Below are 15081 nucleotides of genomic sequence, written 5' to 3'. Positions count from 1 at the left end.
TCCGGGCGCTTTTTTATTGCAGCCTTGCAAGCGTGCCGGCAGGAGAAAGCAGCCTGCAGGTATAATTATCCTTAGAAGATATTACAACTTGGGGGTTTTGCCATGAAAAAAACGGTTGCGTTGCTCGTGCTTGTATCCTGCCTTTTCATCGCCCAAACAGCCTTCGCCGGCCTCGACGACAAGCGTTCGGATATCGTGGCCAAGTTCGGGGAGTACCGGATGGTGCTTGACGACAACGGCCGGATTTGGACTAAGGCCGACTGGGAGACTGGCGGCAAGGAAGTGGCCAGTACTTATATCTATTATTATATGGCCAAGGACGTCAAGGTTCAGCTGGACGTAATGTACGCGGAGAAGAAAGGGGACAAGAACCCGTACGTCCGGGCGCAGCGCTTTACTCCCGACTGGGCCATCCAGCTCAAGGAACTGAAAGTCTATTTCCCTGAGGTTTATGCGCTGGTGACTTCTCCCGAGGCGCATGTCTTCACCACCCGCGAGAAGCTGACCAAAAACTTCCTTGACGAGAAATCGCCGGTAACGCTGGGGGTCATGGTCGCCAAAGAGCCGCAGTCCGTTCCCGGGATGTACACGCTGGTTTCCTTCAACATCAAGGGCGAGGGCACGTATATCAAGGACCCGAAGGCCATCAACGGCGATACTTATATTTCCGAGATCGTTGTCGAGCGCACGCTCAAACGCAATACGGTCGACCCGAACGACACCAAGAACTGGAGCTTCCAGGAGAATGTTTTCAAATAGGGCGCGGCTACGAAAAAACGACCCGGCGGGAGCCGGGCCGTTTTCATTTTGCCAGGCGAAGCGGCGCCTGCCTGGCCTCCTGGGCGGTGGTGGGGCCGATGTAGTTATATTTGGCCATGGCGTTTAAAACAACCGCCTGGCGCTGTCTGGCGGCCGCCGGGTCGACGTAGGGGGAGTAGAGGGACGGGGCGTTGGGCAGGCCGGCCAGCAGGGCGCTTTCGGCCAGGGTCAGCGCGGCCGGTTTTTTGGCGAAGTAGATTTTGCTCGCCTGGCCGATGCCATTGGCGCCGGAGCCGAAGTAGATGCTGTTGAGATAGAGCTCAAGAATTTCTTCTTTTGAATAGCGCAATTCCATGTCGAGCGCCAGGACGACTTCTTCGAGTTTGCGGCCCCAGGTTTGTTCGGAGGTCAGGAAGAGGTTTTTGACCAGTTGCTGGGTAATGGTGCTGCCGCCTTCCGCGATGGCGCCGTGTTGGAGGTTGACGAGCGCGGCCCGCAGGATGCCCTCGATGTCAAGGCCGATGTGGCGGTAAAAACGGTGGTCCTCGACGGCGATGACGGCCTGCTGCAAGGTGAGGGGGATGTCTTTGAGGGGAATGTAGTTTTTGCGGTCGACGGTAGCCGCGACAGCCTTTTTGAGGGCGAAGACGCGGTAGGCGCGCATCCAGGCGCTGTCGGCGTCGGCTTTTACTTCCGGAAGCTTTGGCGGTGCGAACTGGGGCGCCAGTTTGCCGCCCCCCGCCCAGACGAAGGCGGCTACGAAGACTATCAGCAGAAATAACAGGAATTTGCCGCGCATATATCCTCCAGGCAAAAAATGTAGCCGGAGACTGCGATAAAAGCTTCAGATGCAAGGCGCACCGGATAAGCAGACACACAACGCTTTAGCGTTGATGTGATCGCTTATACCCGAAAGGGTGAGAGCGCGCCGCGACGCGTACTTATGACGTACGCTAGCAAGCGCTCTGAGGAGCAACGCAGCAGATGAACTTTTAGCGCAGTCGACTAAGTATATTTTAGCGGACTTGTCCCCTTTTGGCTATACTTCCCACCCCATCCCCGCGACATAACGGCCGCGGCGGCGGCATATTTTCGTAGGGAAAGGCGGGGATAACAATGTGGCTGGTCAGTCTGAGGCGGCGCAGCCTGGGGGTGGCGGCGGTTATCGGCGTGGCGGCGGCGGTGGCGGTGAACCTGCTGACGGCGAATTTTCCCGGCCCGGAGGAGGTGGGCGATGCCGACCTGGCGGCATTGGCGGGCCGGGTTGTGGCGATCGACCCCGGTCACGGCGGGGTGGACAGCGGCGCCAAGTACCACGGTCTGGTGGAGAAGGAGCTTACCCTGGCGATTTCCCTGCGATTGGCCGAGACGCTCCGGCAAAACGGGGCGACGGTGGTGCTGACCCGCGAGGCCGATATCGATTACTATACCCGCGGCAAGGGCGGCAAGCGCAGTGATCTGTGCAGGCGGGTCGAGATGATCAATTCCTCGGGGGCGGCTGTGTTCGTCAGCATCCATACCAACGCGATCCGCGGCGGACGCTGGTCCGGAGCCGAGGTTTACTATTGTCCCGGCAAGGACGAGAATAAGATGCTGGCCGAGACGATGCAGCAGGCGCTGAAGAATTTTCCGCCTGGCAACAAACGTCAGGCTAAGGAGGATTCGCGTATTTTGGTGTTGAAGGATACCACCATTCCGGGGGTGCTTGTGGAGACAGGCTTCCTGAGCAATCCCGGCGAGGCGGCGCTGTTGGCCGACCCAGCCTACCAGCAGAAATTGGCCGGACAGATCGCCAGGGCGCTGGCGTATCATTTCAGCCATAATGTGGCAAGATAAGACAGTGAAAGGAGTGGTATCGTGAAGAATTTGGTCGGTTGCGCCCTCATGCCTCATCCGCCAATCATGGTGCCGGAAGTGGGCGGGACCGAGCTTGAGAAGATAAGGGCCACCGTGGAGGCTGCCCGGGAGGCTGCCGAGACGCTGGCTGCGAAGAACCCGCAGACGGTTATCCTGATAACGCCCCACGGACCGGTGTTTGGGGACGCGATCAGCATCAGCGTCCATCCCCGCCTCAAAGGGAGTCTGGCAAGCTTCGGCGTGCCCGAGGTGGCGCTGGGGTTCGAGACGGACGGGCTGTTGGTGCGGCATATCCTCCGCAAGGCGGAGCGGCTGGGCATTAACGTGGTAGAGCTGACCGACGATGTGGCCAAAACGTACCGGCTGTCACTGCAGCTAGATCACGGCGCGCTCATCCCGCTTTATTATCTCCACAAGGCCGGTTTCCGCGGCCAGTTGGTCCATATCGCTATGGGCATGCTCCCCTATGAGGAGATGTACACTTTCGGCAAGGCTGTGCAGGCTGCTGTCGGCATGGTGGACAAGCGGGTGGCGGTGATCGCTTCCGGCGACCTGTCCCACCGTCTCACCGCCGACGCTCCGGCCGGCTTCAGCCCGAAGGGGGCGGAATTCGACCGCCGGTTGGTTGCGGCGGTCGGCGATCTGAACGTGAAGGCGTTGCTGAACATGGACGAGGAGCTGATCGAGGAGGCTGGCGAGTGCGGGCTCAGGCCGGTCTATTTTTTGCTGGGGGTGCTGGGCGGGCTGGAAGCGCGCAGCAGGGTGCTGTCTTATGAGGGGCCGTTCGGTGTCGGCTACGCGGTGGCGCTGTTTGCGGTGGAGGAGGGGAAAAGCGATGGCCAGTGAGAGTGCGCCGGTCGCCTTGGCGCGGCAGAGTCTGGAGCATTATCTCGCCGCGCATGAGCACCTGCCGACACCGGCGGGGCTGCCTGCCGAGCTTGAGGCCCAGGCGGGGGTGTTCGTTTCGCTCAAGAAACGGGGCGAGCTGCGCGGCTGCATCGGCACCTTCGCTCCCACCCAGCCAAATATCGCCGCTGAGATCATTCACAACGCCGTGAGCGCGGGCACCCAGGACCCCCGCTTTTGGCCGGTCGAGGCCAAGGAATTGCCTGAGATCGACATTTCGGTGGATATCCTGTCCGCTCCGGAGCGGGTGAACGGCCTTGCCGACCTGGATCCGGGCAAGTACGGCGTGATCGTCCGCCGCGGGCGGCGGTCGGGGTTGCTGCTGCCTGACCTAGCCGGGGTCGACACGGTGGAGGAGCAGGTGGGCATCGCTATGCAAAAAGCGGGGATCGAGCCCGGCGAAGAGATTGAACTGTATCGTTTTTCGGTAACCCGGTACGGCAAGGAGTGACGGTCGTGCGCGAGGCGCTATATTATCAGCCGCACCAGCGCGGCGTCGTCTGTCGCCTCTGTCCGAAGGAATGCGTGATCGGCGAGGGGCTGACGGGGTTCTGCCGGGCGCGTCGCAACGTGGGGGGGAAGCTTCTCGCCGTTAACTACGCCGCCTGCTCTTCCTATGCCCTCGATCCGATCGAAAAGAAGCCGCTTTATCATTTCTACCCGGGCAGCTATATTTTCTCCGTCGGCACGTGGGGCTGCAACTTCGCCTGCCGCTTCTGCCAGAACTGGCAGATTGCCCAGGACGAGCCGGACACGGTGGCGATGACGCCGGATAAGGCGGTGGACACGGCCGCGGGGGCGGGGCCGCGCAACATCGGCATCGCCTACACTTATTCCGAGCCGAGCGTGTGGTACGAGTTCGTGCTCGACACGGCCAGATTGGCGCACGGCCGGGGGCTGAAAAACGTGCTTGTCACCAACGGCTTCATAAACCCCGAGCCGCTCGGCGAACTGCTGCCCCATATCGACGCCCTCAATATCGATGTGAAGGCTTTTAACGAGCGTTTTTACCGCGAAATCTGCGCCGGCCGCCTGGCGGAAGTCAAACGGACGGTGGAGCAGGCCGCGGCATGCTCGCATGTGGAGGTGACCTGCCTGGTGGTGCCGGGGCTTAACGACGACGCGGCCGAACTGGAGGCGCTGGCGGCGTGGCTGGCGGGCATCGATAAAGATATCCCCCTGCATTTTTCGCGTTATTTCCCGAATTATAAGCTCGATGCGCCGCCGACCCCCATCGCCACCCTCGAACGGGCCTACGAGGCGGCCCGTCGCCACCTGCGCTACGTGTATGTGGGCAACGTGGGCGCTGAGGGCGTCAACACTCATTGCCCTGAATGCGACCTGGTCGTCGTCGACCGGCTGCGGCGGGAGAGCCGACTGACGGGCGACAAAAAATGCCCCCGATGCGGGAGCGGTATCGCGGTGGTGGGTGACATCGGTTTTTAAGTCCGCGAAGTTGCCGACAGCCGGGGAGCCCCGCAGCGAAGCTGCGGGGCTCCCCGGCTGTCGGGGTATGAAGATTTACCGGCCCTGTTCTTTTAATTTCCGTCGCCGCCGGAGGTAGAGAAACAGGCCGCCGACGCCGACCACGGCCAGCACGGCAATGGCGGCGGCGACAAAGGTGCCGAGCCGGGCGAAGAAATCGACGAACAGCATCCAGTTTTGGCCGAAATAATAACCGAGCGATACGGAGAGCGTGCACCATACGGCGATGCCAACGGCGGTATAGAGGGCGAATACCAGGGGTTTCAGGTCGAGTAGGCCGGCGGCGATGCTGATCTTGGTGCGCAGGACGGGTACCTGGCGCCAGGGGATGATAAAGGGCGGCCCGAACCGGTGGAACCATTCGCCGATGGTGTCGAGGCGGGCGGGTGACAGGCGCAGCAGATGGCAGTAGCGATACAGAAAATGGCGACCGCCCTTGCGGGCCGCGTAGTAGATGGTGCACGACCCGGCGAAGCTGCCCAGCCAGCCGGACAGGATGGCGCCGGTGAGGGAGAACTTGCCCTGGTAGACCAAATAACCGGCGAAGCCCATAACAAGTTCACTGGGGACGGGAATGCACATTCCTTCGAAAAACATCCCTACAAAAACGGCCACATAGCCGTAGTCCTCGACTAACAGCGTGAGGTTTTCAAGCGCAGGCATCGTTACCCTCCCGAGAAAATCCTGGCAAAAAAACTTATTGCATTTTTATACATGGTGCCGTATAATTATTAGCAAGACTTGGCTTACGCCAAGCGAAGCGCCGGCGGAAGGCTAGTCGCGCTTATCCCCGGAGGGGGCTGGCAAGACTTGGCTTACGCCAAGCGGAGCGCTGGCGGAAGGCTAGTCGCGCTTATCCCCGGAGGGGGCTGGCAAGACTTGGCTTACGCCAAGCGAAGCGCCGGCGGAAGGCTAGTCGCGCTTATCCCCGGAGGGGGCTGGCAAGACTTGGCTTACGCCAAGCGGAGCGCTGGCGGAAGGCTAGTCGCGCTTATCCCCGGAGGGGGCTGGCAAGACTTGGCTTACGCCAAGCGAAGCGCCGGCGGAAGGCTAGTCGCGCTTATCCCCGGAGGGGGCTGGCAAGCCGAACGGGGCGAACACATCGACAATATATATCCACATTTTACCCGATTTTACCGAAAAAAACTAGCGACCGTAAAAGAACTGTAGGAAATCGTTGCTACCGTCGAGACGGTTTTCATCGTTTCCCCCACGGTCAGGGGCGGGCAAGAAGGTTGTCGCCAAAGCGCCGTTATAATCATGATGGATACGGAGGATGTATAGTATGCTCACAGCGATAAAAGGGGGCATTACCGCCCCGAAAGGCTTCAAGGCGGCCGGAGTCAAGGCCGGCATCAAGAAGAGCGGCAAAGAGGATCTGACGGTTATCTACAGTCCGGCGCCGTGCTCCGCGGCCGCGCTGTTCACCACCAATTCGTTCGCGGCCGCAGGCGTGCAGGTCTCGCGTGAGGTGGCGGCCAAGGGCACGGCCCAGGCGATTGTCGTTAATTCGGGCTGCGCCAACTCCTGCACAGGCGAGCAGGGCATGGAAGACGCCAGGGGGATGGCCCATCTGACCGCTTCGCTGCTGGGGCTGGCCGACGATCAGGTATTTGTGGCCTCGACCGGCATTATCGGCGTCAACCTGCCGATGGCCAAGGTGGCCGACGGCATCAAGCGGGCGGTTGCCGGGCTGTCTGCGGACGGCCACGAGAAAGCGCTGCAGGGCATCATGACGACCGACACCTTCCCCAAGGTATCAGCCTACGAGTTCACGCTCGGCGGCGTGACCGCCCGAGTGGCCGGCATCGCCAAGGGCGCGGGGATGATTCACCCCAACATGGCCACGTTGCTGAGCTTCGTGACCACCGACGCGGCCGTTTCGCCCGCGCTGCTGAAGCAGGCGCTCAAGGAGGCGGTGAACGTATCGATGAATTCGATAACCGTCGACGGCGACATGAGCACCAACGATACGATCTGCGTGCTGGCGAACGGCCAGGCGGGCAACAAGCCGATCGAAGCGGCCGGCGACCCTGCGTACGGCGAGTTGGTCGCCGCCCTCACGGCCGTGTGCACCGATCTCGCCAAGCTGATCGTGCGTGACGGCGAAGGGGCGACCAAATTCCTCGAGATTACCGTAAAGGGTGCGGTCAGCTACGACGAAGCCAAGGCGGCGGCGATGTCGGTGGCCCGCTCGCCGCTGGTCAAGACCGCCTTTTTCGGCCAGGATCCCAACTGGGGACGCATCCTATGCGCGGTTGGCTATTCAGGCGCCACGGTGGAGCCTGCCAAGTCAAAGCTGACCCTTGGCGGCATCATTGTCGCCGAAAACGGCATGAACGCTGCCGTGTCCGACGCTAAGGCCCTCCAGAAGGTTATGGCTGAAAAGGATATTGTCGTGGAGATCGAGCTGGGAACGGGCGACGCGTCCGCGACCGTCTGGACCTGCGATTTCTCCTACGAATACGTAAAAATAAACGCCGACTACAGTACCTGATGATGGAGGGGAGCGCATGCTGACCACGATCGAAAAGGCGTCCGTGCTGGTGGAGATTCTCCCGTATATCCGGAAGTTTACCGGCAAGACATTCGTAATTAAATACGGCGGCAACGCGATGTTGAACGCCGACTTGAAGAACAGCGTCATCAAGGATATCGTGCTGATGAAGTACATCGGCCTCAGGCCGGTGGTCGTCCACGGCGGCGGCCCCGAGATCACCGCCCTCCTCAAGCAGTTGGGCAAACAGTCGAGCTTTGTGAGCGGTCTGAGGGTGACGGACGAGGAGACGATGGCGGCGGCCGAGATGGTGCTGGCCGGTAAGATCAACACCGAGCTGGTCGCGATGCTCAACACCCACGGGGCGCGCGCGGTCGGCATCAACGGCAAGGACGCCGGTCTTATCAAGGCCCGCAAGCATCTGGCCACTGTCTATGAAGACGGGCAGTCGCGCGAGGTGGACATCGGCTTCGTCGGTGATGTGGCCGAGGTTAAGCCCGATATCATCTGGACACTGCTCAACAACGATTATATCCCGGTTATCGCTCCCGTCGGCGCGGGCGCGGCCGGTGAGAGCTACAACATCAACGCTGACTACGTGGCCGGCGAGATCGCCGGGGCCCTGCGGGCGGAGAAGCTCATCCTCCTCACCGATGTGGAGGGCATCTACCGCGATTACCATGACAAGAGCACCTTCGTCTCGACCCTCGGCTTTGCCGATGCCAAGCGAATGATCCGCGAGGGCAGCATCGAGGGGGGTATGATACCCAAGGTAGAGGCATGCATCCGCGCCTTGTCCGGCGGCGCCGACAAGGCCCACATCATCGACGGGCGGCAAAACCATTCGCTGCTTCTGGAGATTTTTACCGACACCGGTATCGGAACCGAGGTCGTGAAGGGAGAGGGAGAAAATGACGAGTGCTGAGCAGATTATAGCTGACGAGAGCAAGTATTATCTGCCCGTGTTCGCCCGCTACCAGGTGGTGCTCGAACGCGGCGAGGGACCGTATGTATACGATATCGAGGGCAAAAAGTATCTCGATTTCCTCGGCGGCATCGCCGTCAACATTCTCGGCCATGCCCATCCCAAAGTGGTGGACGCCGTTGCCGCTCAGGCGGGTAAGCTTATTCACGTTTCCAACCTCTACTACACCGCCGAGCAGACCAAGCTCGCCAAGACGCTGGTGGAGCTCACCGGGCTTGACCGCGCGTTCATCTGCAACAGCGGCGCGGAGGCCAACGAAGGGGCGATAAAGCTGGCCCGCAAGTACGGCAAGACGATCGCCGCCGACAAGGTGGAGATCATAACCGCCGAGCACTCCTTCCACGGGCGGACGCTGGCCACCCTGACCGCGACCGGTCAGCCCAAGTACCAGAAAGGCTACGAGCCGCTGCCGGGAGGCTTCTCCTATGTGCCGTTCGGCGACTTGGAGGCGCTTAAGAAGGCGGTATCGGCCAAGACATGCGCCGTTATGCTCGAACCCATCCAGGGCGAGGGCGGGGTTCACATCCCCGACCCCGGGTACCTCAAAGGGGCGAAGGAGTTATGCGAGAAACACGGTGCGCTGCTCATCCTCGACGAGATCCAGAGCGGCATGGGCCGGACGGGCAAACTGCTCGCCTGGCAGCATACCGGCGTCAAGCCGGATATCATGACGCTCGCCAAGGGCCTGGGCGGCGGGGTGCCGATCGGCGCCATTATGGCCACCGAGAAGGCCGCCAAGGCTTTCGGCCCTGGCGACCACGGCACGACCTTCGGCGGCAACCCGCTGGCGTGCGCGGCGGCGAATGCGACGCTTTCCGTCCTGGTTGAGGAGGATTTACCGGCGAACGCCGCGAAAATGGGAGCTTATATGATGGAAGCCCTGAACGGTCTCAAGGCCAAGTATCCCGCCCTGATCACCGGCGTGCGCGGCCAGGGACTGATAATCGGTATCCAGTTGACCAAGCCGGGCAAGGATTTTGTGAATGCCTGCATGGCCGCCGGGGCGCTCATCAACTGTACCGCCGGCGACGTACTGCGGTTCGTCCCGCCGCTCAACATCGAGAAGAAACATGTTGACGAGATGATGGCGATTCTCGATAAAGTATTCGCGGCCGATGCAATGTGAGGTTGCCTAGAAGGCTCCAGATGCAAGGCGTACCGGAGGATGGCCCGCGACGGCGTACGTGGTTGCGTACGTCGAGTGGGCCATCCGAGGGATAACGTAGCAGATGGACCTTATAGGCAACCTCTGAGACGCTGATTTTGTTTTTATCTTATTGGGGGTTTAGGGGAAAATGAAAGGCAAAGACCTGTTATCCGTCAACGACCTAACGGTAGACGAGGTTTACCGGATTTTCGATCTCGCCCAGCAGCTCAAGGCCAGGCAGAAGAAGGGCGAACCTCACCATCTGCTGAAGGGCAAGACGCTGGGGATGATTTTTCAGAAGGCATCCACCAGGACCCGTGTTTCATTCGAGGCGGGCATGTGGCAACTGGGCGGGACCGCGCTGTTTCTTAGCGCGAGCGACCTGCAGATCGGCCGCGGCGAGCCGGTGAAGGATACTGCGAGGGTGCTGTCGCGTTATCTGGACGGCATCATGATCCGTACTTTTTCGCACGCCGAAGTGGAGGAACTGGCCCGCTACGCGGATATCCCGGTTATCAACGGCCTGACCGACTACCTTCACCCTTGCCAGGCGCTGACCGACGTTTTCACCGTCGTCGAGCGCAAGGGGCGGGCCAAGGGCCTCAAGATGGCCTACGTGGGCGACGGCAATAACATGGTCAACGCCCTTCTCCATACCTGCGCCAAGGTGGGGATGGATATTTCCGTGGCCACCCCGCCGGCGTACGCGCCCAACCCCCAGGTGGTGCTGGAGGCCAAAGCCGCCGCCGCCGAGCAGGGCAGCAAGGTGATGCTGACTACCGATCCCAAGGAGGCGGCCGTGGGGGCCGACGTGCTGTATACCGACGTGTGGGCCAGCATGGGCCAGGAGGCCGAGCAGGCCGCCCGAAAGAGCGCTTTTGCCGGGTACCAGATCAACGAGGCTCTGCTCAAGCTGGCCAAACCGGACGCCATTGTCCTGCACTGTCTGCCCGCCCACCGTGGCGAGGAGATTACTGACGCGGTGATGGAGGGGCCCCAGTCGGCGATCTTTGACGAAGCCGAGAACCGTCTACATGTGCAGAAGGCGATCATGGCCCTGCTGATGGGCGACTAGGCAGGAGGCGGCGGATGGCGCTCAAACACGACGGATACGTTTTCAGTCGCGATAAGAGCCTGTTGTCGCTCGACCGGGTGGCCGATCTGCTGGCCCGGACCTATTGGGCCGGCAACCGCGGCAGGGACAAGATACTGACCTCGATAGACAATTCCCTCTGTTTCGGGATTTACAAGGACGGCCATCAGGTGGGCTTCGCCCGCGCCGTGACCGACTACGCAACCGTCTGGTGGCTCGCCGATGTCGTTATCGACGAGGCCCATCGCGGCAAAGGGCTGGCGAAGATTCTGATCAGATATGTTACCGAGACTGAAGAACTGAGGGGTGTGCGGGGCATCCTTATAACGCGGGACGCCCACGGGCTGTACGAGCACTTCGGGTTCGCGCGGGACGGCCAAATGTTTATGATGAAAAACGGCTGATACGCGGCCGCAGTATATATTTCAATATTCCAAGGAGGAGTATTTGTGAGCGATATCAAAAAAGTGGTCCTTGCCTACTCGGGCGGACTCGACACGTCGGTTATCATCCCCTGGCTGAAGGAGAACTACGACGGCTGCGAGGTCATCGCCATGTGCGCCGACGTCGGTCAGGGCGCGGAGATCGAGCCGGTCAGGGAGAAGGCCATCAAGTCGGGGGCCAGCAAGGTATATGTCATGGATGTCAGGAAAGAGTTCGTGGAGGATTACGTCTGGCCGGTGCTGAAAGCGGGCGCCGTCTATGAGGGCAAATATCTGCTTGGCACTTCCTTCGCCCGGCCGATCATCGCCAAGGCGATGGTGGAGATCGCGGAGAAGGAGGGTGCCGATGCCATCGCCCACGGCGCGACCGGCAAGGGCAACGATCAGGTGCGCTTCGAGCTGACCGTCAAGGCGCTGGCGCCCCATCTCAAGATCGTGGCCCCCTGGCGGCTGTGGAACATCCGCTCGCGCGAGGACGCCATCGACTACGCCGAGAAGCACGGCGTGCCGGTGCCGGTGACCAAGAAGCGGCCCTACAGCATGGACCGCAACATCTGGCATTTAAGCCACGAGGGCGGCGACCTTGAGGACCCCTGGAACGAGCCCAAGGACGACGTCTACATGGTTACCAAGACTCCCGAGCAGGCGCCCGACAAAGCCACCTATGTGGAGATCGCCTTCGAGAAGGGCGTGCCGGTGGCGGTGGACGGCGAGAAGCTGGGCGCGGTGGATTTGCTTGAGAAGCTGAACGAGCTCGGCGCCGCCAACGGCATCGGTATCGCCGACATCACCGAAAACCGCCTGGTGGGGATGAAATCCCGCGGCGTGTACGAGACGCCGGGCGGGGCGATCCTTTTCTACGCCCACCGCGAGCTGGAGTACCTGACTCTCGACCGGGCGACGATGCACTACAAGGAGCAGGTGGCGGTGCGCTACGCCGAACTCGTTTACGACGGGATGTGGTTCTCGCCGCTCCGCGAGGCGCTCGACGCCTTCGTCGACTCGACCCAGCAGACGGTCACCGGTCTGGTGCGGCTGAAGCTCTACAAGGGCAATATTATGAGCGCCGGCGCCAAGTCGCCGTATTCGCTCTACCACGAGGGCTTCGTGACCTTCGGCCGTGACGAGGTTTACAACCAGAAGGATGCGGAAGGGTTTATCAACCTGTTCGGCTTGCCGCTGAAGATCAGGGCGCTGATGCAGCAAAAGGAGAAGAAATAAATGACCAAGCTTTGGGGCGGTAGATTCACCAAAGGCACTGACGTGCTTGTGGAGGAGTTTACCTCCTCCATTTCTTTTGACAGGCGGCTTTATAAAGAGGATATCGCCGGCAGCATCGCCCACGCGCGCATGCTCGCCAAGTGCGGCATCATCGCCGCCGACGAGGCCGAAGCGATCATCGCCGGCCTTACGGACATCCTCGCCGACATCGAGGCGGGGAACTTCAGCTTTGAGACGGCGCTCGAGGATATCCACATGAATATCGAGAAGCGCCTGACGGAAAGGATCGGCCCTGCCGGGGGCAAGCTGCACACCGCCCGCAGCCGCAACGATCAGGTGGCGCTGGATACCCATCTCTACCTCCGCAAGGAGGCGGTCGCCGTCGGACAACTGCTGTGCGGCCTGCAGGAGGCCATCATGGAGACGGCCGCAAGATTCCCGGACGCCATCATGCCCGGCTACACCCACCTGCAGCGCGCCCAGCCCATCCTGTTCGCCCATCACCTGCTGGCTTACTTCTTCATGCTCGGGCGGGACTTCGACCGCCTGCGGGGGGTATGGGAACGGGCCGACATCATGCCGCTGGGGGCGGGCGCCCTGGCCGGAACTACTTTTCCCATCGACCGCAAGCAGGTGGCGGACGAGCTGAAGTTCGGCCGTTTGTACGAAAACAGCATCGACGCGGTCGCCGACCGCGACTACATGATGGAGTTCCTGTCCTTCGCAGCCATCCTGATGGTCCACCTCAGCCGGCTGAGCGAGGAAGTCATCCTCTGGTGCAGTTCGGAGTTCAAGTTCGTCGAGCTCGACGACGCCCACTGCACCGGCTCGAGCATCATGCCGCAGAAGAAGAATCCTGACGTCGCCGAGCTGGTGCGGGGCAAAACCGGCCGGGTGATCGGCCATCTGATGGCGCTGCTGACGACGATGAAGGGGCTGCCGCTCGCGTATAACAAGGATATGCAGGAGGATAAGGAAGGGCTGTTCGACACGGTCGACACCGTGAAGTTCAGCCTGTCGGTGTACGCCGCCATGGTGCGCGGCATGAAGGTTAACGCGCCGCGGATGCTGGCGGCGGCCGACGAGGATTTCACCAACGCGACCGACATGGCCGATTACCTGGTCAAGAAAGGGCTTCCCTTCCGGCAGGCCCACGAGGTGTCAGGCAAGAGCGTTCGCTATTGCCTGGAGAAGGATAAAAAGCTTACCGACCTGTCGCTGGCCGAACTGAAAGAATTTTCCCCGCTGTTCGAAGAGGACATCCTTGAGGCGATCAAGGTGGAAACCTGCGTCGCGGCCCGCAATTCCTACGGCGGCACGTCGCCGTCCCAGGTGAAGGAGGCTCTCGCCGGCGGCCGGGAAGCGCTTAAACGGCAACTTGCCTGGCTTGACACCCATCGAAAAAACGGCATATAATGATTGGTAAGGTATTCCACAGCGAGTGTCTTTCCCGCTTGGACAAAAAAGAAGGGGGCTTCATTATGGTCGACATCGCCGTTACCAGGGCTGCGACCCCGAAAGCGCTGCCGGAAGCCGACAAGCTCGGCTTTGGGCAATATTTCACCGATCACATGTTCGAAATGGGTTACCAGACCGGCAAGGGCTGGCACAACCCGCGCATCGTACCTTACGATGAGTTTTCCCTTTATCCCGCCGCCATGGTCCTTCACTATGGCCAGGCCATCTTCGAAGGCATGAAGGCTTTCCGGACCGACGCAGGCGAGATCACCGTCTTCAGGCCGCTCGACTACCTGAACCGCTTCAACCGTTCGGCCGACATCCTCTGTATTCCCAACACCGATGTGGACGTCGTCCACGCCGGCCTGAACAAGCTCCTCGAAATAGACAAACGCTGGGTGCCCGACAAGGTCGGCACGGCGCTTTATATCCGTCCCTTTATCTTCGCCACCGACCCGTACGTGGGCGTTAAATCCTCCGATGCATACAAGCTGTTCATCATTCTCTCTCCGGTGGGCGCCTACTATGCGGCCGGCTTCAACCCGGTCGGCATCAAGGTGGAGGACAAATACGTCCGCGCCGTTCCCGGCGGCATCGGCGAGGCCAAGACTCCGGGCAATTACGCCGCCAGCCTGCGGGCCCAGGTGGAGGCCAAGAAGGAAGGCTACGCTCAGGTGCTGTGGCTGGATGGAATCGAGCGCAAGTATGTCGAGGAAGTCGGCACGATGAATATTTTCTTCAAGATCAAGGGTGAGCTGGTCACCCCCGCCCTGAACGGCAGTATCCTCGGCGGCATCACCCGCCGCACCGTCCTTGAGCTGGCCAAGGATTGGGGCGTGAAGGCGACCGAACGGCAGATTTCCATCGACGAGGTTTTTGAGGCCCACGCCAAGGGCGAGCTGGAGGAGGTCTTCGGCTCTGGCACGGCCGCCGTTATCTCGCCGGTCGGCGAGTTGTCGTGGAAAGGCCAGAAGCTCGTCATCAACGGCAATAAGACCGGGCCTTTCTCCCAGAAGCTTTTCGATTACGTCACCGGGCTCCAGTACGGTAAGGTCGCCGACAAGTTCGGCTGGGTGGAAAAGGTGGCAAAAGTCTAGAAGGTGGTCATGCCTCCCGGGGCGCATCCGGGAGGCATTGTTATTATATTTTCCGCGGAGTTTATTCGCGGCAAAAGGTTTTTGCCATTTTCGGGTAGAATAAAGTTAACAATTACGTATAAGGTGGTTCCGC

15 protein-coding genes are annotated in these 15081 nt (G+C 60.8%); 13 read left to right on the top strand and 2 right to left on the bottom strand.

The window, feature by feature from the left end; translation table 11 throughout:
• Positions 1–102 precede the first annotated feature (102 nt).
• Positions 103–759 carry a hypothetical protein gene (locus Q4T40_15480; protein ID MDT8902650.1) on the top strand — a complete coding sequence of 219 codons (657 nt, stop codon included), beginning with the start codon at positions 103–105 and terminating at the stop codon, positions 757–759.
• 43 nt (positions 760–802) lie between these two features.
• On the opposite strand, the gene Q4T40_15475 is transcribed toward Q4T40_15480, so the two are convergent.
• Complete coding sequence (locus tag Q4T40_15475; GenBank protein MDT8902649.1) at positions 803–1558, bottom strand: transglycosylase domain-containing protein; 756 nt, start codon at positions 1556–1558, stop codon at positions 803–805.
• A gap of 317 nt (positions 1559–1875) precedes the next feature.
• Between Q4T40_15475 and Q4T40_15470 the strand changes: the two genes are divergently transcribed.
• Genes Q4T40_15470 through amrS form a run of 4 tightly spaced genes read left to right on the top strand, consistent with a single transcriptional unit; the run spans position 1876 to position 4968 of the window.
• Positions 1876–2595, top strand: coding sequence for an N-acetylmuramoyl-L-alanine amidase (locus Q4T40_15470; GenBank protein ID MDT8902648.1), 720 nt, complete (start codon positions 1876–1878; stop codon positions 2593–2595).
• 21 nt (positions 2596–2616) lie between these two features.
• Positions 2617–3462 (top strand): AmmeMemoRadiSam system protein B, encoded by an 846-nt coding sequence (gene amrB / locus Q4T40_15465; GenBank protein MDT8902647.1) that lies wholly within the window; start codon positions 2617–2619, stop codon positions 3460–3462.
• A complete protein-coding gene (gene amrA, locus Q4T40_15460) occupies positions 3452–3973 on the top strand; it encodes an AmmeMemoRadiSam system protein A (protein ID MDT8902646.1) in 522 nt (173 codons plus the stop codon). Before amrB ends, amrA begins: the two co-directional genes overlap by 11 nt.
• A 5-nt stretch (positions 3974–3978) precedes the next feature.
• Positions 3979–4968, top strand: a complete 990-nt coding sequence (amrS, locus tag Q4T40_15455) for an AmmeMemoRadiSam system radical SAM enzyme (GenBank protein ID MDT8902645.1) — start codon at positions 3979–3981, stop codon at positions 4966–4968.
• 75 nt (positions 4969–5043) lie between these two features.
• On the opposite strand, the gene Q4T40_15450 is transcribed toward amrS, so the two are convergent.
• A complete protein-coding gene (locus tag Q4T40_15450) occupies positions 5044–5670 on the bottom strand; it encodes a DedA family protein (protein MDT8902644.1) in 627 nt (208 codons plus the stop codon).
• Positions 5671–6292: 622 nt separating this feature from the next.
• Between Q4T40_15450 and argJ the strand changes: the two genes are divergently transcribed.
• The 8 genes from argJ to Q4T40_15410 all read left to right on the top strand — a co-directional run bounded on the left by argJ (position 6293) and on the right by Q4T40_15410 (position 14948).
• Positions 6293–7504 (top strand): bifunctional glutamate N-acetyltransferase/amino-acid acetyltransferase ArgJ, encoded by a 1212-nt coding sequence (gene argJ / locus Q4T40_15445; protein ID MDT8902643.1) that lies wholly within the window; start codon positions 6293–6295, stop codon positions 7502–7504.
• 16 nt (positions 7505–7520) lie between these two features.
• A complete protein-coding gene (argB, locus tag Q4T40_15440) occupies positions 7521–8429 on the top strand; it encodes an acetylglutamate kinase (GenBank protein MDT8902642.1) in 909 nt (302 codons plus the stop codon).
• Entirely contained in the window at positions 8416–9615 is a 1200-nt protein-coding gene (locus tag Q4T40_15435) for an acetylornithine transaminase (GenBank protein MDT8902641.1), read from the top strand. The genes argB and Q4T40_15435 overlap by 14 nt, the downstream gene beginning before the upstream one ends.
• Positions 9616–9784: 169 nt before the next feature.
• The gene (gene argF, locus Q4T40_15430; protein ID MDT8902640.1) at positions 9785–10711 is read left to right on the top strand and encodes an ornithine carbamoyltransferase; all 927 of its coding nucleotides are present in this window, start codon (positions 9785–9787) and stop codon (positions 10709–10711) included.
• Positions 10712–10725: 14 nt separating this feature from the next.
• Positions 10726–11133 carry a GNAT family N-acetyltransferase gene (locus Q4T40_15425; protein ID MDT8902639.1) on the top strand — a complete coding sequence of 136 codons (408 nt, stop codon included), beginning with the start codon at positions 10726–10728 and terminating at the stop codon, positions 11131–11133.
• A gap of 45 nt (positions 11134–11178) precedes the next feature.
• Positions 11179–12393, top strand: coding sequence for an argininosuccinate synthase (locus tag Q4T40_15420; GenBank protein MDT8902638.1), 1215 nt, complete (start codon positions 11179–11181; stop codon positions 12391–12393).
• Positions 12394–13809 carry an argininosuccinate lyase gene (gene argH / locus Q4T40_15415; protein ID MDT8902637.1) on the top strand — a complete coding sequence of 472 codons (1416 nt, stop codon included), beginning with the start codon at positions 12394–12396 and terminating at the stop codon, positions 13807–13809.
• Positions 13810–13874: 65 nt separating this feature from the next.
• A complete protein-coding gene (locus tag Q4T40_15410; GenBank protein MDT8902636.1) occupies positions 13875–14948 on the top strand; it encodes a branched-chain amino acid aminotransferase in 1074 nt (357 codons plus the stop codon).
• Positions 14949–15081: the final 133 nt, after the last annotated feature.

This window comes from Selenomonadales bacterium 4137-cl, from assembly GCA_032334055.1.
GTDB lineage: Bacteria > Bacillota > Negativicutes > Sporomusales > UBA7701 > Anaeroselena > Anaeroselena agilis.
The sequence above is the reverse complement of the archived record's forward strand: the minus strand, read 5'-3'. Positions and strand labels throughout refer to the sequence as shown.